At 45.3% G+C, this 21,481-nt stretch carries 25 protein-coding genes; 8 read left to right on the top strand and 17 right to left on the bottom strand.

Annotated features, from left to right (window positions below; genetic code table 11):
• From ACQVGT_RS05690 to ACQVGT_RS05680, 3 genes are read left to right on the top strand one after another with little or no spacing between them, the layout of a single operon-like run.
• Window positions 1-1,005 (top strand): ABC transporter substrate-binding protein, encoded by a 1,005-nt coding sequence (locus ACQVGT_RS05690; protein ID WP_015483593.1) that lies wholly within the window; start codon window positions 1-3, stop codon window positions 1,003-1,005.
• Between the two features lie 12 nt (window positions 1,006-1,017).
• Window positions 1,018-1,800: an ABC transporter ATP-binding protein gene (locus ACQVGT_RS05685; RefSeq protein WP_003229092.1), complete on the top strand. Its 783-nt coding sequence runs from the start codon at window positions 1,018-1,020 to the stop codon at window positions 1,798-1,800.
• Complete coding sequence (locus ACQVGT_RS05680) at window positions 1,775-2,587, top strand: ABC transporter permease (RefSeq protein ID WP_015384439.1); 813 nt, start codon at window positions 1,775-1,777, stop codon at window positions 2,585-2,587. The genes ACQVGT_RS05685 and ACQVGT_RS05680 overlap by 26 nt, the downstream gene beginning before the upstream one ends.
• A gap of 26 nt (window positions 2,588-2,613) precedes the next feature.
• Here the strand turns inward: ACQVGT_RS05680 and ytkD are convergent, their stop codons facing one another.
• From ytkD to ACQVGT_RS05665, 3 genes are all read right to left on the bottom strand, one after another.
• A complete protein-coding gene (ytkD, locus tag ACQVGT_RS05675) occupies window positions 2,614-3,090 on the bottom strand; it encodes an RNA deprotection pyrophosphohydrolase (protein WP_003229087.1) in 477 nt (158 codons plus the stop codon).
• Window positions 3,091-3,301: 211 nt separating this feature from the next.
• Window positions 3,302-3,706, bottom strand: a complete 405-nt coding sequence (locus ACQVGT_RS05670; protein WP_014477741.1) for a phage holin family protein — start codon at window positions 3,704-3,706, stop codon at window positions 3,302-3,304.
• 165 nt (window positions 3,707-3,871) lie between these two features.
• On the bottom strand, window positions 3,872-4,309 hold the full coding sequence (locus ACQVGT_RS05665) for a Dps family protein (protein ID WP_003229083.1): 438 nt from the start codon (window positions 4,307-4,309) through the stop codon (window positions 3,872-3,874).
• Between the two features lie 128 nt (window positions 4,310-4,437).
• On the opposite strand from ACQVGT_RS05665, the gene ytzI reads away from it, so the two are divergent.
• On the top strand, window positions 4,438-4,578 hold the full coding sequence (ytzI, locus tag ACQVGT_RS05660; protein WP_003229081.1) for a YtzI protein: 141 nt from the start codon (window positions 4,438-4,440) through the stop codon (window positions 4,576-4,578).
• On the opposite strand, the gene ACQVGT_RS05655 is transcribed toward ytzI, so the two are convergent.
• Window positions 4,572-5,009, bottom strand: coding sequence for a FixH family protein (locus tag ACQVGT_RS05655; RefSeq protein WP_015384442.1), 438 nt, complete (start codon window positions 5,007-5,009; stop codon window positions 4,572-4,574). The genes ytzI and ACQVGT_RS05655 overlap by 7 nt on opposite strands.
• A 119-nt stretch (window positions 5,010-5,128) precedes the next feature.
• Window positions 5,129-5,602: an S-ribosylhomocysteine lyase gene (locus tag ACQVGT_RS05650; RefSeq protein ID WP_003219361.1), complete on the bottom strand. Its 474-nt coding sequence runs from the start codon at window positions 5,600-5,602 to the stop codon at window positions 5,129-5,131.
• 128 nt (window positions 5,603-5,730) lie between these two features.
• Here ACQVGT_RS05650 and yidD point away from each other — a divergent pair, with 128 nt between their 5' ends.
• Entirely contained in the window at window positions 5,731-5,958 is a 228-nt protein-coding gene (yidD, locus tag ACQVGT_RS05645; RefSeq protein WP_003229076.1) for a membrane protein insertion efficiency factor YidD, read from the top strand.
• Here the strand turns inward: yidD and ACQVGT_RS05640 are convergent.
• Together ACQVGT_RS05640 and ACQVGT_RS05635 are read right to left on the bottom strand one after the other, a co-directional pair.
• Window positions 5,955-6,518 carry a beta-class carbonic anhydrase gene (locus ACQVGT_RS05640; RefSeq protein ID WP_014477744.1) on the bottom strand — a complete coding sequence of 188 codons (564 nt, stop codon included), beginning with the start codon at window positions 6,516-6,518 and terminating at the stop codon, window positions 5,955-5,957. The genes yidD and ACQVGT_RS05640 overlap by 4 nt on opposite strands.
• A 93-nt stretch (window positions 6,519-6,611) precedes the next feature.
• Window positions 6,612-6,860 (bottom strand): type B 50S ribosomal protein L31, encoded by a 249-nt coding sequence (locus tag ACQVGT_RS05635; RefSeq protein ID WP_015384443.1) that lies wholly within the window; start codon window positions 6,858-6,860, stop codon window positions 6,612-6,614.
• Between the two features lie 205 nt (window positions 6,861-7,065).
• Between ACQVGT_RS05635 and ACQVGT_RS05630 the strand changes: the two genes are divergently transcribed.
• From ACQVGT_RS05630 to ACQVGT_RS05620, 3 genes are read left to right on the top strand one after another with little or no spacing between them, the layout of a single operon-like run.
• On the top strand, window positions 7,066-8,397 hold the full coding sequence (locus ACQVGT_RS05630; protein WP_003229073.1) for a cytochrome ubiquinol oxidase subunit I: 1,332 nt from the start codon (window positions 7,066-7,068) through the stop codon (window positions 8,395-8,397).
• A gap of 42 nt (window positions 8,398-8,439) precedes the next feature.
• Entirely contained in the window at window positions 8,440-9,480 is a 1,041-nt protein-coding gene (locus ACQVGT_RS05625) for a cytochrome d ubiquinol oxidase subunit II (RefSeq protein ID WP_015384444.1), read from the top strand.
• 53 nt (window positions 9,481-9,533) lie between these two features.
• On the top strand, window positions 9,534-9,692 hold the full coding sequence (locus ACQVGT_RS05620) for a DUF1540 domain-containing protein (RefSeq protein ID WP_003229069.1): 159 nt from the start codon (window positions 9,534-9,536) through the stop codon (window positions 9,690-9,692).
• 18 nt (window positions 9,693-9,710) lie between these two features.
• Here ACQVGT_RS05620 and mntD read toward each other — a convergent pair whose 3' ends face one another.
• The 10 genes from mntD to ACQVGT_RS05570 form a co-directional block, all read right to left on the bottom strand.
• Entirely contained in the window at window positions 9,711-10,598 is an 888-nt protein-coding gene (gene mntD, locus ACQVGT_RS05615) for a manganese ABC transporter permease MntD (protein WP_015483594.1), read from the bottom strand.
• Entirely contained in the window at window positions 10,588-11,895 is a 1,308-nt protein-coding gene (gene mntC, locus ACQVGT_RS05610) for a manganese ABC transporter permease MntC (RefSeq protein WP_015384446.1), read from the bottom strand. Before mntC ends, mntD begins: the two co-directional genes overlap by 11 nt.
• A 5-nt stretch (window positions 11,896-11,900) precedes the next feature.
• Window positions 11,901-12,653: a manganese ABC transporter ATP-binding protein MntB gene (mntB, locus tag ACQVGT_RS05605; RefSeq protein WP_015483595.1), complete on the bottom strand. Its 753-nt coding sequence runs from the start codon at window positions 12,651-12,653 to the stop codon at window positions 11,901-11,903.
• Window positions 12,654-12,671: 18 nt separating this feature from the next.
• Window positions 12,672-13,592 carry a manganese ABC transporter substrate-binding protein/adhesin MntA gene (gene mntA, locus ACQVGT_RS05600; protein WP_015483596.1) on the bottom strand — a complete coding sequence of 307 codons (921 nt, stop codon included), beginning with the start codon at window positions 13,590-13,592 and terminating at the stop codon, window positions 12,672-12,674.
• 279 nt (window positions 13,593-13,871) lie between these two features.
• Window positions 13,872-14,987, bottom strand: coding sequence for an o-succinylbenzoate synthase (menC, locus tag ACQVGT_RS05595; RefSeq protein ID WP_015384449.1), 1,116 nt, complete (start codon window positions 14,985-14,987; stop codon window positions 13,872-13,874).
• Complete coding sequence (locus tag ACQVGT_RS05590) at window positions 14,984-16,444, bottom strand: o-succinylbenzoate--CoA ligase (protein WP_015483597.1); 1,461 nt, start codon at window positions 16,442-16,444, stop codon at window positions 14,984-14,986. The genes menC and ACQVGT_RS05590 overlap by 4 nt, the downstream gene beginning before the upstream one ends.
• A gap of 90 nt (window positions 16,445-16,534) precedes the next feature.
• Window positions 16,535-17,350 carry a 1,4-dihydroxy-2-naphthoyl-CoA synthase gene (gene menB, locus ACQVGT_RS05585; protein WP_003229054.1) on the bottom strand — a complete coding sequence of 272 codons (816 nt, stop codon included), beginning with the start codon at window positions 17,348-17,350 and terminating at the stop codon, window positions 16,535-16,537.
• A 34-nt stretch (window positions 17,351-17,384) separates the two neighbouring features.
• On the bottom strand, window positions 17,385-18,209 hold the full coding sequence (gene menH, locus ACQVGT_RS05580; RefSeq protein WP_015483598.1) for a 2-succinyl-6-hydroxy-2,4-cyclohexadiene-1-carboxylate synthase: 825 nt from the start codon (window positions 18,207-18,209) through the stop codon (window positions 17,385-17,387).
• Window positions 18,197-19,939 carry a 2-succinyl-5-enolpyruvyl-6-hydroxy-3-cyclohexene-1-carboxylic-acid synthase gene (gene menD / locus ACQVGT_RS05575; RefSeq protein ID WP_015384451.1) on the bottom strand — a complete coding sequence of 581 codons (1,743 nt, stop codon included), beginning with the start codon at window positions 19,937-19,939 and terminating at the stop codon, window positions 18,197-18,199. The genes menH and menD overlap by 13 nt, the downstream gene beginning before the upstream one ends.
• Window positions 19,936-21,351, bottom strand: coding sequence for an isochorismate synthase (locus ACQVGT_RS05570; protein WP_015483599.1), 1,416 nt, complete (start codon window positions 21,349-21,351; stop codon window positions 19,936-19,938). The genes menD and ACQVGT_RS05570 overlap by 4 nt, the downstream gene beginning before the upstream one ends.
• Window positions 21,352-21,481: the final 130 nt, after the last annotated feature.

The raw sequence follows: 21,481 nt of genomic DNA, 5'->3' as shown, positions 1-21,481 counted from the left end.
GTGAACAGATGGTTAAGGCTGGGCTTCGCCTGTGTCGGCAGTATCTTTCTGATGATCGCCCTGGCGGCTTGCAAGCAGGAAGAAACGCTCACCAAAGTCAAAGTAGCTGAAGTGACCCATTCAATTTTTTACGCACCTTTATATGTTGCTGAGTCTAAAGGTTTTTTTAAAGAAGAAGGGCTTGATGTCGATGTGAATACGACCTGGGGCGGAGACAAAACGATGACATCGCTTCTTTCCAACGGCTCCGACATCGCGCTTGTCGGGTCAGAAACATCTATTTATGTCGAAGCGCAAGGGGCTAAAGATCCCGTCATTAATTTCGCCCAGCTGACTCAGACAGACGGAACGTTTCTTGTCGCGAGAGAAGATGTTGAACACTTCGACTGGGATCAGCTGAAAGGAAAAACGTTTCTCGGTCAGCGAAAAGGCGGCATGCCGCAAATGGTCGGCGAGTATGTACTGAACAAACATAAGATTGACCCGCATAAGGATATAGACCTCATCCAGAACATAGACTTCGCCAATATTGCCAATGCGTTTGCTTCTGGAACCGGTGAGTATGTACAGCTCTTTGAACCGCAGGCTTCTCTCTTTGAGAAAAAAGGCATCGGCCATATCGTGGCTTCATTCGGAGAAGAATCAGGAGAGGTTCCTTATACGACTTTTATGGCGAAACAAAGCTATTTGAAGAAAAATGAAGACACAGCCGTCAAGTTTACAAAGGCCATTTATAAGGCGCAGCAGTGGGTTGAAAACCATTCTGCGAAGGACATCACAGATGCCATTAAAGATGAATTTGATGATACCGACCCAGACGTAATCGAAACATCCATTGAACGCTATAAAAAACAGCATTCATATTCGCCAGACCCTCTGCTTAACGAAAAAGAATGGGAGCTTCTCCAAACCATTATGGATCAATCGGGAGAACTGCCGAAGCACATTCCATACAATCAGCTTGTAAATAAAGAAATTGCTGAAAAAGTCACCTCGGAGAAATAGGAGGCGCCATCTATGTCTTTCTTACATGTCGACCATGTAACCCATACTTATTTTTCTATTAAAGAAAAAACAACGGCTGTGCGGGATATTCATTTCGATGCCGAAAAAGGTGATTTCATCTCATTTCTCGGTCCAAGCGGCTGCGGAAAAACAACACTGCTTTCCATTATTGCCGGTTTGATTGAGCCATCGGAAGGCAGAGTTCTGATTGAAGGCCGTGAGCCGAATCAAAAAGAACATAATATTGGCTATATGCTTCAGCAGGATTACTTATTTCCCTGGAAATCTATCGAGGAAAATGTGCTTCTCGGTCTAAAAATCGCCGACACGCTGACAGAAGAAAGCAAAGCCGCTGCACTCGGTCTATTGCCGGAGTTCGGCCTCATAGATGTGGAGAAAAAATATCCGAAAGAGCTGTCAGGCGGGATGCGCCAGCGGGCTGCGCTTGCAAGAACACTTGCGCCTAACCCTAGTCTGCTTTTGCTGGATGAGCCATTTTCCGCGCTTGATTTTCAGACAAAGCTGTCTTTGGAAAACCTGGTATTCCGCACATTAAAGGAATATCAAAAAACAGCAGTGCTTGTCACTCATGATATAGGGGAAGCGATAGCGATGAGCGATACGATCTTTTTATTTTCAAATCAGCCGGGCACCATCCATCAGATTTTTACCATTCCTAAGGAATTGGCCGCGATGTTGCCTTTTGACGCCCGTCAGGAACCTTCCTTCCAGACACTGTTTCAAACGATATGGAAGGAGCTGAATTCTCTTGAGAAACAGCAAAGAAACCATTGATCTGCTTCACGAGCAGTATCAATTCAAACAGAAAAAGGAAAAGTGGAAGGTCCATTCCTTTCAGCTTGCCATATTTATTCTCTTTTTCTCGGGCTGGGAAATCTCCAGCAGGCAGGGCTGGATCGATCCGCTGATCTTCAGCTCTCCATCAGCTGTGTGGCGATTATTGCTGGAGAAACTTGGTGACGGTTCTTTACTGTCACACATCGGCGTCACTTTATTTGAAACGGTGCTTGGCTTTTTGCTTGGGACGTTTATGGGCACGTGTCTCGCCGCTTTGTTATGGTGGTCTAACCGACTTGCCAGAATTTTAGATCCGTATCTTGTGATTTTGAATGCAATGCCGAAAGTGGCCCTGGGCCCAATCCTGATTGTCGCGCTCGGCCCCAGTTTTATCAGCATCATTGCGATGGGAGCCATCATCAGCGTCATTATCACAACCATCGTTGTCTACACCGCCTTCCAGGAGGTCGACGAAAACTATACGAAAGTCATGCAAACATTCGGCGCAAAAAAGTGGGTTATTTTTAAAGAAGTCATACTGCCTGCATCCTCCCCCGCGATTATTTCAACACTAAAAGTGAACGTCGGCTTATCATGGGTTGGCGTCATTGTAGGGGAATTCCTCGTTTCGAAGGTCGGATTAGGATATATGATTATTTACGGATTCCAAGTCTTCAATTTTACACTCGTCTTCTTAAGCCTGCTGATCATCGCCATCTTCGCCACTCTGATGTATCAGGGCGTCGAGCTGCTGGAAAAGAAATGGACGAAGGGGAGGACATAAAAAACCCGGCATATGTGCCGGGTTTTTTATTCAATCCATCCAGATTCTTTCAGTTTTTTCAAACTGATCGGAAGTACGGAATCCTTCATAATAAAGCTGAATTTTTTATTGCGGGAAAGGTTCTCCGGAAGCTCGTGAAACAAAACCGGGCCTTTCGTTTCAAAGTAATCAGCTTGCTTTTCGAGCTTTTCTATATCTGCAAAATATATATTTTTTACAATCACTTTTTCTTTTCCGAGAACTTTATACTGTCCGAGATACTTGAGGCTTTTGACTCTCGCGCCCGTCTCTTCCTTTACTTCCCGGAGCGCAGCCTCTTCTGCGCACTCCATCGGCTCTACTTTCCCGCCTGGAAACTCATAGCCTCTGTCCTCATGTTCTGTTAAAAGCCATTTGCCGCCAAAACGGCAAATCACCCAGACATGCTTCGGGCTGTCCGAGAAAGGCTGATCGTCAAAGGAAAGCTGAACAGTATTCTGATAATAATCTTTAAACTCGTACATGTTTATCCCTCAAATCCGTTCCTAGCTATCTTCCATACATCATACCACAGTTACGTTTCTTCGGAAGCCTTTTATCAAAAAATAAGGGAAACCCAGCACGCCGTCAGGTTCTGCATGCAGACTAGCTCGTACAGTTTTTTGCGATAGCTTTTGCCGGAAGAAAGTGCGACCGACGCTCTGGGCTTTATTATGACCCGCGAACAGGGAAAAGTTACGGTTTGCGCTTAAATTTATTTTTTAACGTTTCTAAAAGATCGACAAGCATCTGAGGAACCGGTATGCCAAGAGAGCTGGCTGTCACAACAATTTGCACAGATTCATAAAGAATATAAAACATAATAGCCAAGTCACGAATTGATCCCTCTGTATTCAGCAGCTGATCAAAAAAGTGGCATACAGAGATCAGAGCCAGCGTGACTAATTTTTTGACAAGCCGGGCAAATACCTTTATAAATGACAGTTTATGAATAATGGTTTCCTTCAAAGTCGTACTGATAAATTCAATTGCCATCAGAGAGAGCAAAATCAGAAATGAATACTGAAAACCTCCAAAGAAAAAACCCGCTGCTGAAACGCTGACTGCTAAAAACGAAAAGATGCCAAAGTCTCTATCCATTTATCCCAACATCCTTTCACAGAAACGGCCTTACGATATTCTATGGAAAACAAGCCGAACGGATTGGATTTTTCAGAAAAATGGACTGGTTGTCGCCTATTTTTCAGATACAAAAAGAAAAGCCGGACGTCTTTTTTAAGACATCCGGCCGTTCTATTTTTGGACTTAACCTAGGTAAGCTTTTAGCATCCAGTTATGTTTTTCAATATTTTGATGGATCGCAAGAAGCATGTCCCCTGTTGTTTCGTCACCGACTTCATCAGCTAAATCCATGCCGTTTTTCAGCTCTTCCGCGATGACTGTGAAATCATCATATACGCTTTGAACCATTTGTTCAGCTGTTTCATTTCCAGCCGCTTCTTTGACAGAAGCCGTTTCTAAGGATTCCTTCATTGTTGCAATCGGTTTTCCGTTCAGCGCCAAAAGACGTTCTGCTAAGTCATCAATATAAGTTGCCGTTTCGTTGTACAGCTCCTCAAACTTTTCATGAAGCGTGAAGAAATCTTTTCCTTTCACATACCAGTGATAATTATGTAGTTTCACATACATGACCGTCCAGTTGGCTACTTGTTTGTTCACTGCTTGAATCAATTGTTCTGACATGGTATCTCCTCCTTGTTATATGACTATGTATACCCTTAATATCGTACGCTAAAACCTCTTTTTTACCCTTATCTGTCACGATTTCTACTATTATGCTACAATTGTTAAAAAACGGGAGGTGGAATGTCATGACGCTTCTCATTACGATAAGTATTTTGATTGTGCTGGCTGTTTTGCTTGTAACCATTTGGACGACTGTAAAAGCCTATAATGTAAAGCATACCATTGATCCGCCACAAGAAAATCACTCTGATTCACACAATCAATGATGATGTGAATGCTCCTCTTCTGACTGATTGCTGGCAGCATCGGCGTCTCCGACTTGGACTTTTAAGGTCGGCATGCTATGCTGTTTTTTTGCTGTGACATGGGATTGGACAGTGTATACACCATCTTCCTTAAACGTCGTTTCCAATCGGTATACGCCTTTTTCTTGTTTCGCCTTAAACATTTGGCTTGCGTCTTTTTCCCCTTCTTTCCATACTTCAAACTCTACTTCATCGGCATCCGTCACAGCTTCATCACCATATGTTACGGCTGCTTCATAAGCAGCGCTTTCTCCGGGATTTACTTTTTCAGGCCCGGTCAGCTTGACATCCAAAACCTCGGGCGTCTCATCTGTATTTGCTTTACTTTCACCAGATCCACATCCGTTAAGCAAAAAAGCAGAAAAAAGCAGAACAACCAACATCTTTTTCATGCCATCACCCTTTCATCGTTTACCTAAATAGTAGCAAACGCTTACAGCAAATGGTACACAAAATATGAGACGTCACAAAAAAGACCTTTTTGCTTAAGCGCAAAAAGGTCCTTTCTATTTTAGCCAAATACTTTTAGCAATTCTTCTTTATCCTGTGAAAGCCAGAAACGCATTAAACGTTTAGCGCCTTCCAGATCATGAAGCTTCGCTTGGCCGCACTGCTTTTCATTCGCAGCTGGTATTTCTGTAATCTCTACCGCTTCCTTCATTGTGTCTTCAAGCAGATCAACGATTTCCGCTGATGTCGGCTCTCCGCTCACAACTAGATAATAGCCTGTCTGGCAGCCCATTGGAGAAATATCAATGATATCAAAATGATCGTATTTCTCAGCGTGAGAACGAATCGTAAACGCGAGCAAATGCTCGAGTGTGTGAATGGTGTCAGGCTTCATCGCCTGTTTATTTGGCTGGCAAAAACGAATGTCAAATTTATTTACAACGCCGTCTGTTCCCACTTTATGCACGCCGCAATGTCTTACATATGGAGCAACAACCGCATTATGATCAAGCTCAAAACTTTCTACTGAAGGCATAATGGCACTCTCCCCTTTTTTAAAAATGTAATTTCATTATAACATACTTTTCCGATAAGAATTATTGATTAACTTTTCAATCTGTGTTTTTTTTCTTATACTTGCATCAGAAAGGTTGCTGAAGAAACATGAAAACCCTATTCATCGCTCTGATCAGAGGATATCAAAAATTCATCTCGCCCCTGACACCGCCAACGTGCCGCTTTTATCCGACCTGTTCCCAATATGGAATCGAAGCGATTAAAACACATGGCGCTTTAAAAGGCGGATGGCTGACAATCAAACGGATTTTGAAATGCCACCCGTTCCATCCGGGAGGAGTCGATCCCGTTCCTGAAAAGAAACAAAAACATTAATTGTTATAACCGTTTACGATAAGATCCAGTTTTCCGGTTTTAGGATCAATGACTAAGCCATGGACCGGAACGTTTTCAGGGAACAGCGGGTGATGTTTAATAACGTCTACGCTGTCTTTCACACTCGCTTCCACTGAATCAAAGCTTTTAAACCATTGATCAAAGTCTACACCGGAGTACTTTATTGTTTCGATGCGTTCTTCCGGAATCCCTCTTGCTTTGATTTTTTCAAGCATGCTTTTGCTGCTGATTTTGCTCATGCCGCAATCGTGATGCCCGATCACACACACCTCATCTGCATTCAGCTCGTACACTGCGACGAGTAAACTTCTCATGATGCTTCCGAATGGGTGTGTCACAAGCGCACCGGCACTTTTAATGATTTTCACATCACCGTTTCGCAAATTCATCGCATGCGGCAGCAGTTCAACCAGACGAGTGTCCATGCAAGAAAGAATCGCCATTTTTTTATCTGGAAATTTTGATGTTTGATACTTTTCATACTCTCTTTGTTCAGTAAATGTCTTGTTAAATTCGAGAATATCATTTAGAAGACTCATGTTCGTTGTCCCTTTCTATTCTTTTTACTCTTCAATATATCACAACCCTTGTTTATTCGTCATAATAAAAAAAGACAAACCCTCTGGTCTGCCTTATTTCCCCATGTTATAGCGTTTTTTGAACTGCTCAACTCGTCCGCCTTTTTCATTGAATTTCTGGCGGCCTGTATAAAACGGATGCGTGTCAGAGCTTACCTCTACTTTAATGACAGGATATGTGTTTCCGTCTTCCCACTTTGCTGTTTCATTAGATGTTTTCGTAGAGGTGCTGAGAAAACGGTAGCCGCTGTTGACATCCTGAAATATCACTTTGTGGTTCTTCGGATGAATTCCTTCTTTCATGTGAATCTCCTTTCAATAAATCGTAATAATTACGTTTTATTTTATAACCTTACAAACGTTTTGTCAATCTTCTTATATCCTTCCCTCTGTTTTCACATCGTAAACCTCATGGCATTTAAGAATAGGAAGAATAATCTAACCGAGGAAGCAGATAATAAACCCAAAATACATACAGAACGTCTTTTTAGAAAGGTGGTTTACGATTGTGGATGATTTAGTTTTGGCCAGAAGCCTCTTTGGCACGACAATGGGCTTTCATATCATTTTCGCAACGCTTGGAGTCGGTCTCCCGCTCATGATTTTAGTGGCGGAATTGATCTATCAAAAAACGAAAGATGACCATTATGCGATCATGGCGAAAAGATGGACGAAAGCACAAGCCGTTTTGCTGGGGGTCGCCATACCGACCGGAACGATCGCGGGCACTCAGCTCGCGCTTTTATGGCCGGGATTTATGGAAGTCATCGGCCGGGTCATGTCCCTGCCGTTTCAAATTGAAATCTATGCTTTTTTTGTCGAAGCCCTTTTCATGTCGATTTATGTATACGCAGCAGACCGCTTATCACCTGCAATGAGGATTGTTGCTGTTTTCTTTGTGTTAGTCGGGGCAGCAGCATCCGCTGTTCTGATCACGAATGTTCACGCTTTTGAAGGTACGCCCGCCGGTTTTAAAATTTTAAACGGAAAAATTACAGATGTTGACCCGTGGGCTGCGTTTTTTAATCCTAGCTTTTTTATCACAGCAGGCCATGTCGTGCTGTCCGCGTTTATGACCGGTGCGTTTATCGTGGCTTCTGTGGCAGCATATAAAATGATCCGGACGAGAAAAAAGGAAAAGGTCTATCGCTTTCACCGGAAAGCCCTTTTGCTCGCACTGACGATCGGCGGTATTTTTTCATTGCTGACCGCTTTGAACGGACACGAATCTGCACAGATGCTGTACGAATACCAGCCCGAAAAATTAGCCGGTGCGGAAGGCCTGTTTGAAACAAGATCCCACGCCCCGCTCGCTATCGGCGGTTTTACCGACCCGAATGAAGAAAAAGTAAAATGGGCAATCGAGATTCCATGGGCTTTAAGCTTTTTGGCAGCGAACCGTTTTGACACTGTTGTAAAGGGATTAAATGCATTTCCGAGAGATGAATGGCCGCCGCTTTTCATTCACACGCTGTTTAATGCGATGGTCGGTGTAGGCATGCTGCTTATTCTTTATTCCATTATCGGTGTGGTCTGGAGAAAGGTGCTTAAGAAAGACCGTTTCCCAACGTGGCTTTTGGTCATTTTCATGACAGCAGGCCCTTTTAGTCTCATCGGCATTGAATTCGGCTGGATTTTCGCATGTACGGGGAGGCAGCCTTGGGTCATCTATCATCTGTTGAAAACGTCAGATGTCGTAACAACGACTGGTTCGATCGGGGTGCTGTTCTTATTTTTCACATTTGTTTATGCCGTGTTAGGCGCAGCTGTCGTCTACGTGCTGCTGTATTATTTCCGCAAGCACCCGGTTGACGAAGATTTAAATACAGCGGAGTCGTAATGGCTCCGCAAACAGGAAACCAAATGGAAGGAAGATCGACAAATGGAGATTTCAACTGACGCTCTGATCGCCATCTCAATTATCTGGGGCTTTGTGTTTATTTACGCCGTCATGGCGACAATGGATTTTGGAGCGGGATTTTGGTCTATGATCTATTTAAATAAGGAGCATATGAAGGCCACCGATATTGCGAATCGCTTTTTGTCCCCGACTTGGGAGGTCACAAACGTCTTTATAGTAGCCATCGTCGTGGCGCTTTTCAGTTTTTTCCCCGGCGCGACATTTGTGCTCGGAACCGTTTTATTAATTCCCGGAAGCATGATTTTGCTGCTTTTAGCGATTCGAAGCGGATTTCTCGTTTTTTCAAATACAGCAAAGGAGCGGAAAACGCTAAGATATATTTCCGGCATCTCCGGCTTTATCATTCCTGCTATTTTAATTTTGGTGCTTCCTGTGACACACGGAGGGTTTATAGAAAAAACGGATGGAATCTATAACTTAAATATGTCTAAAATCTTTTCAAGCCCCAACGCCTATTCATTTATCGGGTTTGCGATTTTAAGCACCTTATTTTTGTCCTCGCTGCTGCTTGCAGATGTTTCAAATGTGGCAGAGGAACAGGATGCGTACCGAGCCTACAGAAAAAGCGCCCTAATTACCGGCCCGATTTCACTGTTGTTTGCTGTATGCATTATGGTGACGATGCGGAATGAAGCAAACTGGCTGTACAGCGGAATGCTGAATGATTTTACTTGGATTATTGCATCGTTCATTACATTTGTCATTGCTGGAATCGCTCTTTTTCTGCCTAATAAGAGCTTTGGGCAAAACATCGGAAAACCGCGGCTTGCACTTGTTGCGATTGGGATACAGTATTTTCTCGCAAGCTACGCGTACGGGCGGGCGCATCTTCCGTATATGATTTATCCCGATGTGACAGTCATGTCAGGCTTCACAGAGCCAGCAACGTTCAGAGCGCTGTTTGCAACGTATATCGTTGCATTTATCATTCTATTTCCGGGCTTCTTTTTCTTCTGGAAAATGTTTATGCGAGATAAACGCTATATCCGCCAGGAGGAATAGAGGGTAAGCCAGCCGGCTATACTAATCCAGAACCTTTATAAGGAGGGGATGGCATGGAGCAGAAAATTCTATGTGAGGTCAACAACTGTTCTTATTGGGGCAAAGGTAACAAATGCACCGCTGATGCCATTTATGTTGTCAGCCATACTGGTGAAACGGCTGAAAACAGCCGGGAAACAGACTGCAAAACGTTTAAGCCGCATGATTTATAATTAAAAGAAAGAGCTGCATCAGCCAGCTCTTTCTTTTTGCATGTTGAGTGTTCTCAGCTTTTTAGTTATGACCCCGTTTGCAGTTGAAAACAAAAAGGCGCTTGCATAACATACACCTGTCATGGCCGCCATCGCTCCTGAAATCGAAACATTAAGCCACGTTGCGAAGAAATAGCCCATGACCGCCGACAGCCCGCCAATCAACGCGCTGAGAATCAGCATATAAAGAAGCCGGTCTGTCAGCAAATGTGCCGCAGCAGGCGGAACAATCAGCATGGCCACAACCAATACGGCACCCACCGAATCAAAGGAAGCAACAGTTGTCAGGGACAGCATGCCCATTTGCACGTAATGAATGAGCAAAACCGGTATTCCCAAGGCTAAAGCCATTTGAGGATCAAACGAAGCGATTTTAAACTCCTTATAGCACACACTGATCAACACTACGTTTAAAACCAGAACAGATGCCAGCATCCAAAACGCTTTCGGCCCAATATCAACCCCGAATAACGTCACCGTATTCCACGGCACAAAAGCGATTTCTCCCATTAGCGAGTGCTCAATATCGAGATGGACATTCGCTCCATACACAGAAAGCAAAATAACCCCGATTGCAAATAAAGATGTAAACACAACGCCTATGGCAGCATCTGATTGAACCCCCTTGCTATGAAGAAGCTGAACCAAGAAAGCCGTTAATAGACCGGTTGCGGCTGCGGCGATAAACATAGAAATCCCGTCGAGACTTCCCGTCACTAGAAAAGCGCCGACAATGCCAAGCAACACTGTATGACTGATTGCGTCGGCCAGCATCGCCATGCTTCTCAGCACAAGAAATGTGCCGATCAATCCGCAGCTTACACCGACTAATACACCGGTAGCTATAATCCATGCTTCAAAACTCATTTGCGATCTGTCCCTTCTCGGCATCATGAGACGCTTTTCGACGCTCAGGCATCCGTCCATACAGCTTTAAGAGTGAATAAAGCCGCTCTCTCGTTTCTCTCGGTAAACGGTCCGGGTCAAAGTAGTCCTGATCGGATTCTATATTGGCAAGTTCCATTTCATGCATGAGATACACTTCATACATCCGCTGCTTCAAAGCTGTGTGATAGCCTTTTTCTACCCCTTTGCTTGTGATTTGCCAAATCCCATTTTCGATACGCTCAATGCACCTCTCTTGTTCCAAGTCATTTAATGCCTTAAGGCATAATGAAGGGGATAGGCGTCTTTTCTTTCTTACACTTTCAACATTTACACAAAGATTATTCTTTTCATACTGTTCATAAATCGCCAAAAGCACTTGCTCCCTGCTTGTTCTGCGCCGCAGCCTCATCAGCCTTATGGCTTTAGCAGCCAATCCCCGCTTAGGCGCGCAAATCATTGAAAAAAGAAAGAGCAGCGTTGCAGATAAGATCATTAATGGCCCTGTCGCCATTCCCTTCATCGTGGTGCTAAGCAGGGTTCCGGCCACTCCGCTGACCCCGCCTGTAATCCCGGCAATGACGATCATCCCGGTTAATCGTTCGGTCCAATATCTCGCAGCTATGGCAGGTGTAATCAGCATAGCCGCCATTAATATCACACCAACAGTCTGAAGCCCAATGACGACACAACAGACAATCAGACAAGCCAAAAGCCCGTTTAAAAAACGCACCGGGATTCCTAATCCCTTTGCAAACGCGAGATCAAAAGTAATCAATGTAAATTCCTTAAAGAAAACAATACAAAGGAGCAGTAGAACAGCGGATATTCCTGCTATAAGGATGATATCCTGCCTGACCAATGAAGCAGCCTGGCCGAATAAAAAAGAATCAAGCCCGCTTTGGCTTCCCGCCCCCTGTTGCTGAATATATGTCAGCAGAATGATCCCGACGCCAAAAAACACAGAAAGAACAATCCCGATCGCCGAGTCCTCCTTTGTTTTTGAAAGCCGCGGAATCAGCTGAATACAAAACGTTCCGAGCAGTCCGGCGAGCGCCGCACCCAGTAAAAAGAAAGGCAGTGATTTTTGCCCGGTGAACAGAAAAGCGAGACACACTCCCGGCAGAGCTGAATGGGCCATCGCATCGCCGATTAAACTTTGCTTTCTCAGCAGCACAAAGCTGCCCAAAACACCGCTTGCCGTCCCGAGCAAAAGCGTACCGGCCAGCACCCACTGTGTATTCGGATGCTGGAGCTGCAGCCACAAACTTTCAAACATTGCGCTCACTCCTTATGTCCTTCTGCCAGCACTTTATCTTTTAAAAACGTAAGCCTTCCTCCATACGTTTTTTGCAGGTTTTCGATCGTAAAAACGTTTTCCGCCGGTCCGAAAGCGATTTTTCTTAAATGAAGCAGTAAGATCCAATCGAAATAATCCTCGGCGGTCTGCAGATCATGATGGACGACAAGCACGGTTTTTCCTTTTTCTTTGAGTTCTGCCAACAGCGTCATAATCGCGCGCTCCGTCGCTGCATCGACACCTGCAAACGGTTCATCCATAAAATAAATGTCAGCGTTCTGGCAGAGTGCCCGGGCAAGAAACACCCGCTGCTGCTGGCCGCCTGAGAGCTGGCTGATCTGCCTCTTCGCATAATCAAGCATCCCGACTTTTGCTAATGCGGCCTTCGCCATCTCCACATCCTCTTTCTTTGGCCTCTTTAATAAACCGATTCTCCCGTATCTTCCCATTAGGACGACATCTAGCGCGCTTGTGGGGAAATCCCAGTCAACCGAGCCGCGCTGCGGAACATATCCGATTCTGGTCCGCTGATCCTTATAGTCTTTGCCGTAAATAGAGATGTCTCCGGAAGCCCGGGGCACAAGACCGAGAATCGTTTTGATCAAGGTTGATTTTCCCGCGCCGTTTGGGCCGATAATGCCAATAAGTTTTCCTTCCGGCACCTGCAGCGAAATGTCCTGCAGTACAGGCTTTTTATGATAAGCAACCGTCACATTATCAAGCTCAACAGGGAACATATCCTTCACCTCTTTTCTTTATTTAAGCGCTTTAGTAATCGAGTTGATATTGTGGCGGAACATTCCTTCGTATGTGCCTTCTTTTGTGCCCTTTTCACCCATGGCATCCGAATAAAGCTGACCGCCGATTGTGACTGTATGGCCTTTTTCTTTAGCGCCTTCCACCACTGCATTGATTGATTTTTCAGATACACTGCTTTCTACGAACACAGCTTTTATTTGTTTGTCTGTCAGAAGATCAACCAGCTCCTGAACATCCCTTAATCCATAGTCCGAATCTGTGCTGAGTCCCTGCAGGCCTTTTACCTTAAATCCATACTCATTCCCAAAGTACGCAAACGCATCATGAGCAGTCACAAGCACACGGCTTTTCTCCGGAATATGTGCGATCTCCTTACGCGACCACTTATCTAAATATTGCAAATCTTCTTTGTACTCTTTGGCATTTTTCCGAAAGGCATCTGCGTGCTGAGGCATTGCTTTGCTGAATTGCGCTTCAATTTCATCCACCGCATAGATCCATAACGGAATGCTGAACCAGACGTGGGGATCAAACGTCTTGCCTTCCCCCGCGGGAATAAGCTTATTTTTCGGAATGGCCTCAGCTACTGCCGCCGATTGTTTTTGTTCGCCGATTTTTTGGAGGACATCCTCCATTTTCCCTTCCAAATGCAACCCGCTGTACAGAACAACATCGGCAGACATTAATTTTTTCGTGTCACCTTGGGAAGCTTTGTAAAGGTGCGGATCAACCCCCGGTCCCATTAAAGAGGTGACTTTTACATGTTTACCTCCGATGTTTTCTGCTGCATCGGCAATTTGAGATGTTGTCGCTGTCACTTGTAATTGTTGATCAGCGCTTTTTCCGGCTGAATCCGTTCCGCATCCCGTTAAAGCAAAGGTCGCAAAAAGCACTGCTGCCATCAGCCCTCGTCTCATATTTCTCCTCCTCTTTGCCATCAATGTCCGATTGTTTTATCTTATGTTGTCAGTTCTTAGACATGTGACATTAAATTAGCCAAAAGCATGTTTTATTTACACAGGACAAAAAGTTTCCTTTGTGCAAAATTATCGCGTTTGGCCATTTTTGTCAAGCTGATTTACATAAAAAAACCGGCTGGGTCAGCAGCCGGTCCAAACGAGAAGGGATGTATTCAACGAACACTTTTACTGTAACAGCACAGTGTCATTTATTCAAAATAGCAAAATTCTTTTTTCTTACCCATGCTGTGTGAAAACATCCATTTTGGTCACATATTTTCGCATAATGTCTTGATTCACCTCAACCCCTAAACCAGGCTGTTTTGACACAGAAATAAATCCATTATCAATACGAATATCAGGGGTTACAATATCTTCATCCCAATATCGTGAGGATGAAGATATATCGCCAGGTATTGTGAATTGAGGCAGTGAAGCAAGCGCCACGTTCTGCGCTCTTGATATGCCTGTTTCCAGCATTCCGCCGCACCAAACCTGCATATGACGCTCTTTGCATAAATCATGAATTTTTAAGGCTTCTGTTAAGCCGCCGACACGAGAAGGTTTTATATTAATAATTTTGCAGCTTCCTAGCTCAATCGCCCGTCTCGCATCATCAACTGAACAAATGCTCTCATCAAGGCAAATGGCCGTTTTCAAATGTTTCTGCAGGTGGCGGTGATCAACGATGTCGTCGGATTGAAGGGGCTGCTCAATCATCATTAAATGGTACTCATCAAGCTCCTTTAAACGGCTGATATCCTTCAATTCGTACGAGGAATTGGCATCGGCCATAAGCGGGATGGTTGGGAATCGGCTGCGGATGGCCTTGACCAATTCCACATCCTGCCCAGGCTGAATTTTAATTTTTATTCTTTGATAGCCTTCTTTTTGATAGCTCTCAATTTCCTTCAGCATATCGTCAAGAGGCGCCAGGCCGACTACCACCCCGGCAGGGACTTTATCTCTTGTTCCGCCCAATGCCTCAGCAAGGGATACGCCCTTCTTTTTGGCATAGATATCCCATATAGCCGATTCAAGTCCCGCTTTTGCCATCCGGTTTCCTTTATAACGCGCCAGGCTGTCCGGCACTTCTGAAGGGTGATTGAATTCACGGCCGACGACATTTGGGATAAAAAAATCTTTTAGCATATGCAAACATGTTCCAATGGTTTCCTCGGTGTACCAAGGCGAAGAGAAAGCGGAAACTTCTCCCCAGCCTGTGACACCTGTTGTATCAATGGCTTCCACGATCAGAAATTTACGCTCTTGAAGCGTTTCGATACTGTTTTTAAACGGTTTCTTTAAGTTCATGCTCAAATGGTAAAGCGTGATTTTTTCTATTTCGATCATAGCAGTTCTCCTTTACGCGCATCCTTCAGCTGATTTCGCAAGAGCTTATTAGACGCATTGCGCGGCAGGCGGTCAAGCACATAGAATTTTGCCGGAATTTTATACTTCGCCAAGCGTTCTTTGCAGTAGTCAGTCAATTCTTCTGCGCTCACAGGCGTGTGAAGGACAAGATAGGCGTGAGGCACTTTCCCCCATTTTTTGTCATCAGCCCCTGAAACCCCGGCTTCGGCCACAGCGGGGTGTGAAAGCAGCACTGACTCCACTTCGGCCGGATAAATGTTTTCTCCGCCAGAAATGATCAGATCTGAACGTCTGTCTAATACATATAAAAAGCCTTCATTGTCCAAATAACCAAGATCACCTGTTTTCAGCCAGCCATTTTGAAAAGAGGCTTCGTTTGCGCTCTCCCGGTTAAAATAGCTTTTCATGACATTCGGGCCTTTGACCATAATTTCACCGTGTTCAAACGGTTCACATACCTGTCCGTCCCGCTCTATTTTGATTTCACACGAAAACAGCGGTTTCCCCGCAGATCCGAGCTTTTCCATACTGAATTCCGGCGACAGGGTAACAATTTGCGAGCATGTTTCTGTCATTCCATATGACTGAAAGACAGGGAATCCTTTCTCACGGCATTCCTCAAGCAATGGCAGCGGTGCAGGACCGCCGCCGAGAAGAATGCATCTGATGGATTCAGGGCAGCGGTTTGTTTCTTCCAAAAGACTGGCCAGCATAGTCTGCACCGCAGATATCATTGTCACTTCATGCCTGTTGATAGAATCCAGCACATCGCTTACGGAAAAACGCTGGTGAAGCACGACAGTCATTCCATAGATCACAGATTTAAATAATGCGGACAATCCGCTGATATGAAAGAGCGGCAATGCGATAAGCCAGCGGTCTTGTTCTGTTATACCCAAATTAAGAGCGGACGACACCGCACTGAAATAATGGTTTCCGAACGTTTGCTGAACTCCCTTGGGCTTTCCTGTCGTACCCGACGTATACATCAGCGTTGCCGTTGCATCCATTTGCATATAAGCCTCGATCTCAATTTCCTCTGCTGCTTCTTTCATCAGTTCATCCACATCAATCGTTTGAACGATGTGTTCATATTCTTTCTTCTCAAAGCTTGAATCTGTCAATAAAAAGCCGGATCCCGAATCCTCCAGCTGAAACAGCCTTTCATGTGTTGACAGCTTCGTATTCAAAAGCACCGCCTTAACACCAAGCAAAAAACAAGCGTGAACGGCGTATACCATTTCCGCACGGTTTTGGAGCAAAATAGCCGCAGTATCCCCTTTCCGAACCGAATGAGCGTCAAGCTGTGCCGCCATTCGCTTAGACGCGGCAAATAATTCTGCAAATGTCACGGTTTGGTCTCTATAAATGAGAGCGATTCTCTCAGGTGTCAGCTGTGCCCGCTGCATGAGCCAGTTGGGCTGTTCTGTCAGCATGTCATCATCTCCGAGGTAAAATGTCTGTATTGAAAAGAAAACAGCTTGGACCGCAAAGTCTCAAGCTGTTGGTTTACTAAGTATTGCTGATCACGGGAAACGAGGGAACTGTCCGAAATCAGGTTTGCGTTTTTCCTTAAAGGAATCACGGCCTTCTTTTGCTTCATCTGTTGTGTAGTAAAGAAGGGTAGCATCCCCTGCAAACTGCTGAATTCCAGCAAGTCCGTCTGTGTCCGCGTTAAACGCAGCTTTAAGAAAGCGCAGTGCGGTCGGGCTTTTTTCAAGCATTTCTTCACACCATTTAATCGTTTCTTCTTCAAGCTGTTCCAAAGGAACGACTGTGTTGACAAGACCCATGTCCAGTGCTTCCTGTGCGTTGTACTGACGGCATAGGTACCAGATTTCACGTGCTTTTTTATGTCCTACAATTCGAGCCAGGTAGCCAGAACCGTAACCTGCATCGAAGCTTCCCACTTTAGGTCCTGTTTGTCCGAAAATTGCGTTGTCCGCAGCAATTGTCAAGTCACATACGATGTGAAGCACATGGCCTCCGCCGATCGCATATCCGGACACCATCGCGACAACCGGTTTCGGGATGACGCGGATTAAACGCTGAAGATCCAATACGTTAAGACGCGGGATCTGATCGTCTCCTACATATCCACCGTGGCCCCGCACTTTTTGGTCTCCTCCTGAACAAAATGCTTTGTCCCCTGCACCGGCAAGCACGATAACCCCAACGTTTTGGTCGTCTCTTGCGTCAGCAAACGCATCAATCATTTCAGCAACCGTTTTAGGGGTAAACGCATTATGTACCTCAGGTCGGTTGATTGTTATTTTTGCAATGCCATTATACGTTTCATACAATATCTCATCGTATGTCCGTTTTGTTTTCCATTCAGCCATATGATGACCTCCTTTTATTCTCTATGTGAATGAGTCAGATGCTTGTCAAAAACTCACTCACTATTTTACCAAACAATCGCGGCTGTTCCACATGGACCGTATGTCCTGCTTTTGGAACAATCTCTATTCTACTAGAAGGAAGCATCTTATGCACCTCTTGATTGATGGCGCAAAATTTTTCGTCCCACTCCCCGCAGATAAGAAGCACAGGAACATCTATTTCCTCTACACGGCTCCACAAGGAAGGCTGTGAACCGGTGCCCATGCCGGTTAAACTGTTCGCAAGCCCAATCTTATTGTTCCGCAGACGGCCCGATCGTATCCTGTGCCGAATATCTTCAGCCAGCCTCTGCTGAGATGAAAACAAAGGGATATTCTCCCAATACGCAACAAATGCTTTGAGCCCGTCTCGTAAAATAAAATCAGCAAGCTTCCGGTCCCGCATAATTCGTTCCCGCCGTTCCCCAAGTGTTTTGAGCCCCGGCGTCGTGCTTTCAAGCACAAGTGCCGATACCCGCTCGGGATATGTCATCGCAAAAGAGTAAGCAAGCCTTCCTCCCATAGAATACCCAATCAATTTCACTTTGTGAAGTTTTAATTGATCAAAAATCTCGGCAAGGTCAGAAACTTGCCGGCTTGTGCTGTATCTTTTCCCATTCAGCGGGGCATCGGTTTCCCCATGCCCTAAACAATCAATTTTGATCAAGCGGGAATCAGGCAGCATCTCATCAAGAAAAGTCCATGATTGTTTGCTGCCGGTAAACCCATGCAGGCAGACGACGGCTTCGGAAGCATTCGGTCCCTCGTCTGCCACTGCATATCGGATACCATCTGATACCGTTATGTTTACAGTTCCCATTGTTTTTTCACTTCCCGCACAGCCTCATTCAGCATATCGCGATGAAGCTGGACTCTTGATTGGCGATCCGTTTTGATTTCAATCAAATGGAGTCCGGGCTTGTCTGCCTGCGGCGCGTAAGCTGTTTTGAATTCATCCCAAGAAGCCGGGCATGAATACGTTCCGCCGTAAAGTGCAGCCGCATGCTTGAAATCGAGCCCTGTCGGTGTGCCGAACAAATCTTCAAAGTGTGTCTTCTCAGAAGCCTGCGGCAAAAAGGAGAAAATCCCTCCTCCGTCATTATTGACAAGAATCACAGTAAGAGGAATACCCAGCTTTTTGGCCGCCAGCAGGCCGTTTAAATCGTGATAAAAAGATAAATCTCCAATCACAAGGGTAACAGGCGCTTTTGTTCCTTCACATACCCCCATGGCAGAGGAGACGACACCGTCTATCCCGTTTGCTCCCCGGTTTGAATAAATCCGGAAAGGGCGGTCCTGCTTTTCAAAAAACGTATCAACATCCCTGATCGGCATGCTGTTTCCCACAAACAGCGAGCTGTTTTCAGGCACAAGATGCTGAAGGATTCGATAGAGATTGCCTTCAAACGAAACATCTTCACTGCTGATTGTTTGCAGATGCTCGCGGAACCGCCCATTGACAAACTGCCACTTTTCCAGCCACTCTGAGGATCTGGCAGCAGCAGTAAGGCCTGCCATGATCTCCTCAGCAAAAACAGACGCATTACAATGAATCATATGCGCGCTTGCCTGTGTCGGGTCTCTCCACCCTCCATCCTCGTCAATCACGATTTGCTGAATCGCCGGATCATCCCTAAGCCATAAGAAAACCGGTTTTGAAACAGGCATCGGTCCAAACCGAATGACAACATCAGGACGGAGTTTCCGCTTCAGCTCATCATCTTTTAAAAACGAATCATACGCATCAATAACAGTGCTTTTATCATGAACACCATTCCGCAGATTAGACAGCGGATCCGCTAAAATTGGATACTGAAGCGCTTTTGAAAGCGCAATAATGTTTTCCTTGTCCGCATCACTATGGAGCTCTCCGCAGACGATCATTCCTTTTTCAGCCTCTGCGAGCATCTCAGCCACATCAGACAGGGACTCGCGGTCAACAGACTGCGTACCCGTTTTCACAGACACATGACGGCCTGTTCTCATTCTTCCAAACGGCTCATCTGAAAGATCCGGCATCAGCGGTTCGCGCAGCGGCACATTCACATGGACAGGCCCCATTGGGCGCTTTTGTGCTTCTCCGGCAGCGCGGCTTGCCAGCGTTCGGATGTATCTCAGCATTTGCGGAGACTCTTCAGGAAGAGCAGAGTCTGTGAAAAACTTAACAAAGTTACCGAATAAGAAGTGCTGATTAATAGCCTGCGGTGCGCCTACTTCGCGCAGCTCATGAGGCCGATCAGCAGTTAACACAATAATAGGCACCCTTGAATAATGGGCTTCAACCACAGCCGGATAAAAGTTGGCCGCGGCTGTTCCAGATGTACAGATCAATAGTACGGGACGCTGCTTCGCTTTTGCCAAACCTAAGGCAAAAAATCCGGCAGATCTTTCATCAATTTGGACATGGACGCTGATATCGGGATGCGCAGCACAAAGAACAGCCAGCGGTGTAGATCTTGAGCCCGGACAAACGACGGCGTCCGTAATTCCGGAAAGGGCGAATTCATCAATAAAACTTCCGATGTAATGAGTAATCGGGTTGACTGTCAACGCCTCTCACCTCCTAATGCAGAGATCATCGGCTTCAATTTAATCTGTGTTTCTTCATATTCCGAGATTGGTTCCGAGTCTTCCACAATACCGCACCCGGCAAACAGCCTTGCTGTGCTTCCTTCGATGAGCCCTGAACGAATGGCTACCGCGAATTCCCCGTTATCCTGGCTGTCAATCCAGCCGATAGGGGCCGCATACCAGCCGCGGGACATCGGTTCAATCTCCCTGATCACGTCAACAGCTTTTTCCTGAGGTGATCCCCCAAGCGCCGGAGTGGGGTGCAGCTTCTCAATTAAGTCAAAAATCGAAGCAGACTCGCGCAACTGTCCGACAATCGGCGTAAACAGGTGCTGAACGCTTTTTGTTTTGTACAAAACAGGTCCATCAGGCTTTTCAACCTCTGAACAGCTTGATACAAAAGCATTATGAATCATACCTACCACAATATCATGCTCAAGCAGGTTTTTCTCATCGTTTAATAATTCAAGGCCTATCCGGCGGTCGTCTTCTTCATTCACGCCTCGTTTAATGGAGCCTGCCAGACAGGAAGACATGACAGTGCCGCCGTCTCTTTTGATCAGTCTTTCCGGAGACGCGCCGACAAAAGTTTTGCCTTCTTGTTCAATTGCAAAAACATAGCTTGTCTGCTGATCGTCCAGAAGGGTTTTAAGCACCGGTTCTATTTGGATTGGACCGTCAAACGTGAGCAGCAGCTCTCGGGCAAGAACAACCTTATCATATTGTTTCCCTTTAATTTGGCTTGTGGCTGTTTCGATTGCTTTCAGCCAATCATCCTTATCCAGCTCTTCGGCTGCTGCAATCACAGCCTGATCTTCTTGCTTGAAATCGGGAACCATAAATTCCGCCGCAAAAGCTTTTAAGCCTTCTAAAACAGCTTCTGCGTCTTCTCCTCCGCTTACCCATCTGTTAACTGTTAAGAACGGGCCTTCAGCAGTCATCGTCAGCATAAGCGCAGGCACAAAGAAATCCCCTTCCGAGAAATGGTCCCATTGTGAACCTCTTTCTTCGCAAGGGTCAAAAGAAAATCCTCCGAATAACACAGGTCCCACTGCAGAATGCTGCAGCTTTTCTTCTTCATAAATATGAAAAGCCGTCTTTTTAAAGCGCTCCCATTGTTCAAAAACCTCACGATACCGCTCGCTGTTTTTTTGATTTGTCTGGAAAACCGCTTCTTTGCCAAGACCGACTATTGTCAATTCACTTTCAGGATCTGACCAAAAAAATCGATTGCCTGTATATTTTTTTGCTCCGTAATTGAAAAATGATAGAGGGTCAAGAGACTCGATTTGTCTCGAATAGCTTATTAAGACAGCATGGTTGACTTCTTTGGCTTTATGTAATGCATGTAGAACTTCCTTTCGGAACGTACGCTGCACCGTTGTCACCATGAGACATTCCTCCATAATCCTTAAAATGCTTTTAATACCATACACCTGTGTCTCCTTTGTGTCAAACACAGATCATGCAGTCCAAATGGCCTGCCTTACCTATTATAAACCTAATTTCAGAAATGAAAAA

The sequence above is a fragment of the Bacillus sp. SCT118 genome, assembly GCF_058566435.1.
Note: the sequence above shows the minus strand (reverse complement) of the source record. Positions and strands in the feature narration are given on the sequence as shown.

Coding starts and splice junctions, on each gene's coding strand:
- ACQVGT_RS05620 (WP_003229069.1), top strand. CDS start 9,534: ATGGAGCAGAAAATTCTATGTGAGGTCAACAACTGTTCTTATTGGGGC.
- mntA (WP_015483596.1), bottom strand. CDS start 13,592: ATGAGACGAGGGCTGATGGCAGCAGTGCTTTTTGCGACCTTTGCTTTA.
- mntB (WP_015483595.1), bottom strand. CDS start 12,653: ATGTTCCCTGTTGAGCTTGATAATGTGACGGTTGCTTATCATAAAAAG.
- ACQVGT_RS05625 (WP_015384444.1), top strand. CDS start 8,440: ATGGAGATTTCAACTGACGCTCTGATCGCCATCTCAATTATCTGGGGC.
- ACQVGT_RS05590 (WP_015483597.1), bottom strand. CDS start 16,444: ATGCTGACAGAACAGCCCAACTGGCTCATGCAGCGGGCACAGCTGACA.
- mntD (WP_015483594.1), bottom strand. CDS start 10,598: ATGAGTTTTGAAGCATGGATTATAGCTACCGGTGTATTAGTCGGTGTA.
- yidD (WP_003229076.1), top strand. CDS start 5,731: ATGAAAACCCTATTCATCGCTCTGATCAGAGGATATCAAAAATTCATC.
- ACQVGT_RS05670 (WP_014477741.1), bottom strand. CDS start 3,706: ATGGATAGAGACTTTGGCATCTTTTCGTTTTTAGCAGTCAGCGTTTCA.
- ACQVGT_RS05640 (WP_014477744.1), bottom strand. CDS start 6,518: ATGAGTCTTCTAAATGATATTCTCGAATTTAACAAGACATTTACTGAA.
- ACQVGT_RS05635 (WP_015384443.1), bottom strand. CDS start 6,860: ATGAAAGAAGGAATTCATCCGAAGAACCACAAAGTGATATTTCAGGAT.
- ACQVGT_RS05570 (WP_015483599.1), bottom strand. CDS start 21,351: ATGGTGACAACGGTGCAGCGTACGTTCCGAAAGGAAGTTCTACATGCA.
- ACQVGT_RS05650 (WP_003219361.1), bottom strand. CDS start 5,602: ATGCCTTCAGTAGAAAGTTTTGAGCTTGATCATAATGCGGTTGTTGCT.
- menB (WP_003229054.1), bottom strand. CDS start 17,350: ATGGCTGAATGGAAAACAAAACGGACATACGATGAGATATTGTATGAA.
- menH (WP_015483598.1), bottom strand. CDS start 18,209: ATGGGAACTGTAAACATAACGGTATCAGATGGTATCCGATATGCAGTG.
- mntC (WP_015384446.1), bottom strand. CDS start 11,895: ATGTTTGAAAGTTTGTGGCTGCAGCTCCAGCATCCGAATACACAGTGG.
- ytzI (WP_003229081.1), top strand. CDS start 4,438: ATGACGCTTCTCATTACGATAAGTATTTTGATTGTGCTGGCTGTTTTG.
- ACQVGT_RS05655 (WP_015384442.1), bottom strand. CDS start 5,009: ATGAAAAAGATGTTGGTTGTTCTGCTTTTTTCTGCTTTTTTGCTTAAC.
- ytkD (WP_003229087.1), bottom strand. CDS start 3,090: ATGTACGAGTTTAAAGATTATTATCAGAATACTGTTCAGCTTTCCTTT.
- menC (WP_015384449.1), bottom strand. CDS start 14,987: ATGATCGAAATAGAAAAAATCACGCTTTACCATTTGAGCATGAACTTA.
- ACQVGT_RS05665 (WP_003229083.1), bottom strand. CDS start 4,309: ATGTCAGAACAATTGATTCAAGCAGTGAACAAACAAGTAGCCAACTGG.
- ACQVGT_RS05685 (WP_003229092.1), top strand. CDS start 1,018: ATGTCTTTCTTACATGTCGACCATGTAACCCATACTTATTTTTCTATT.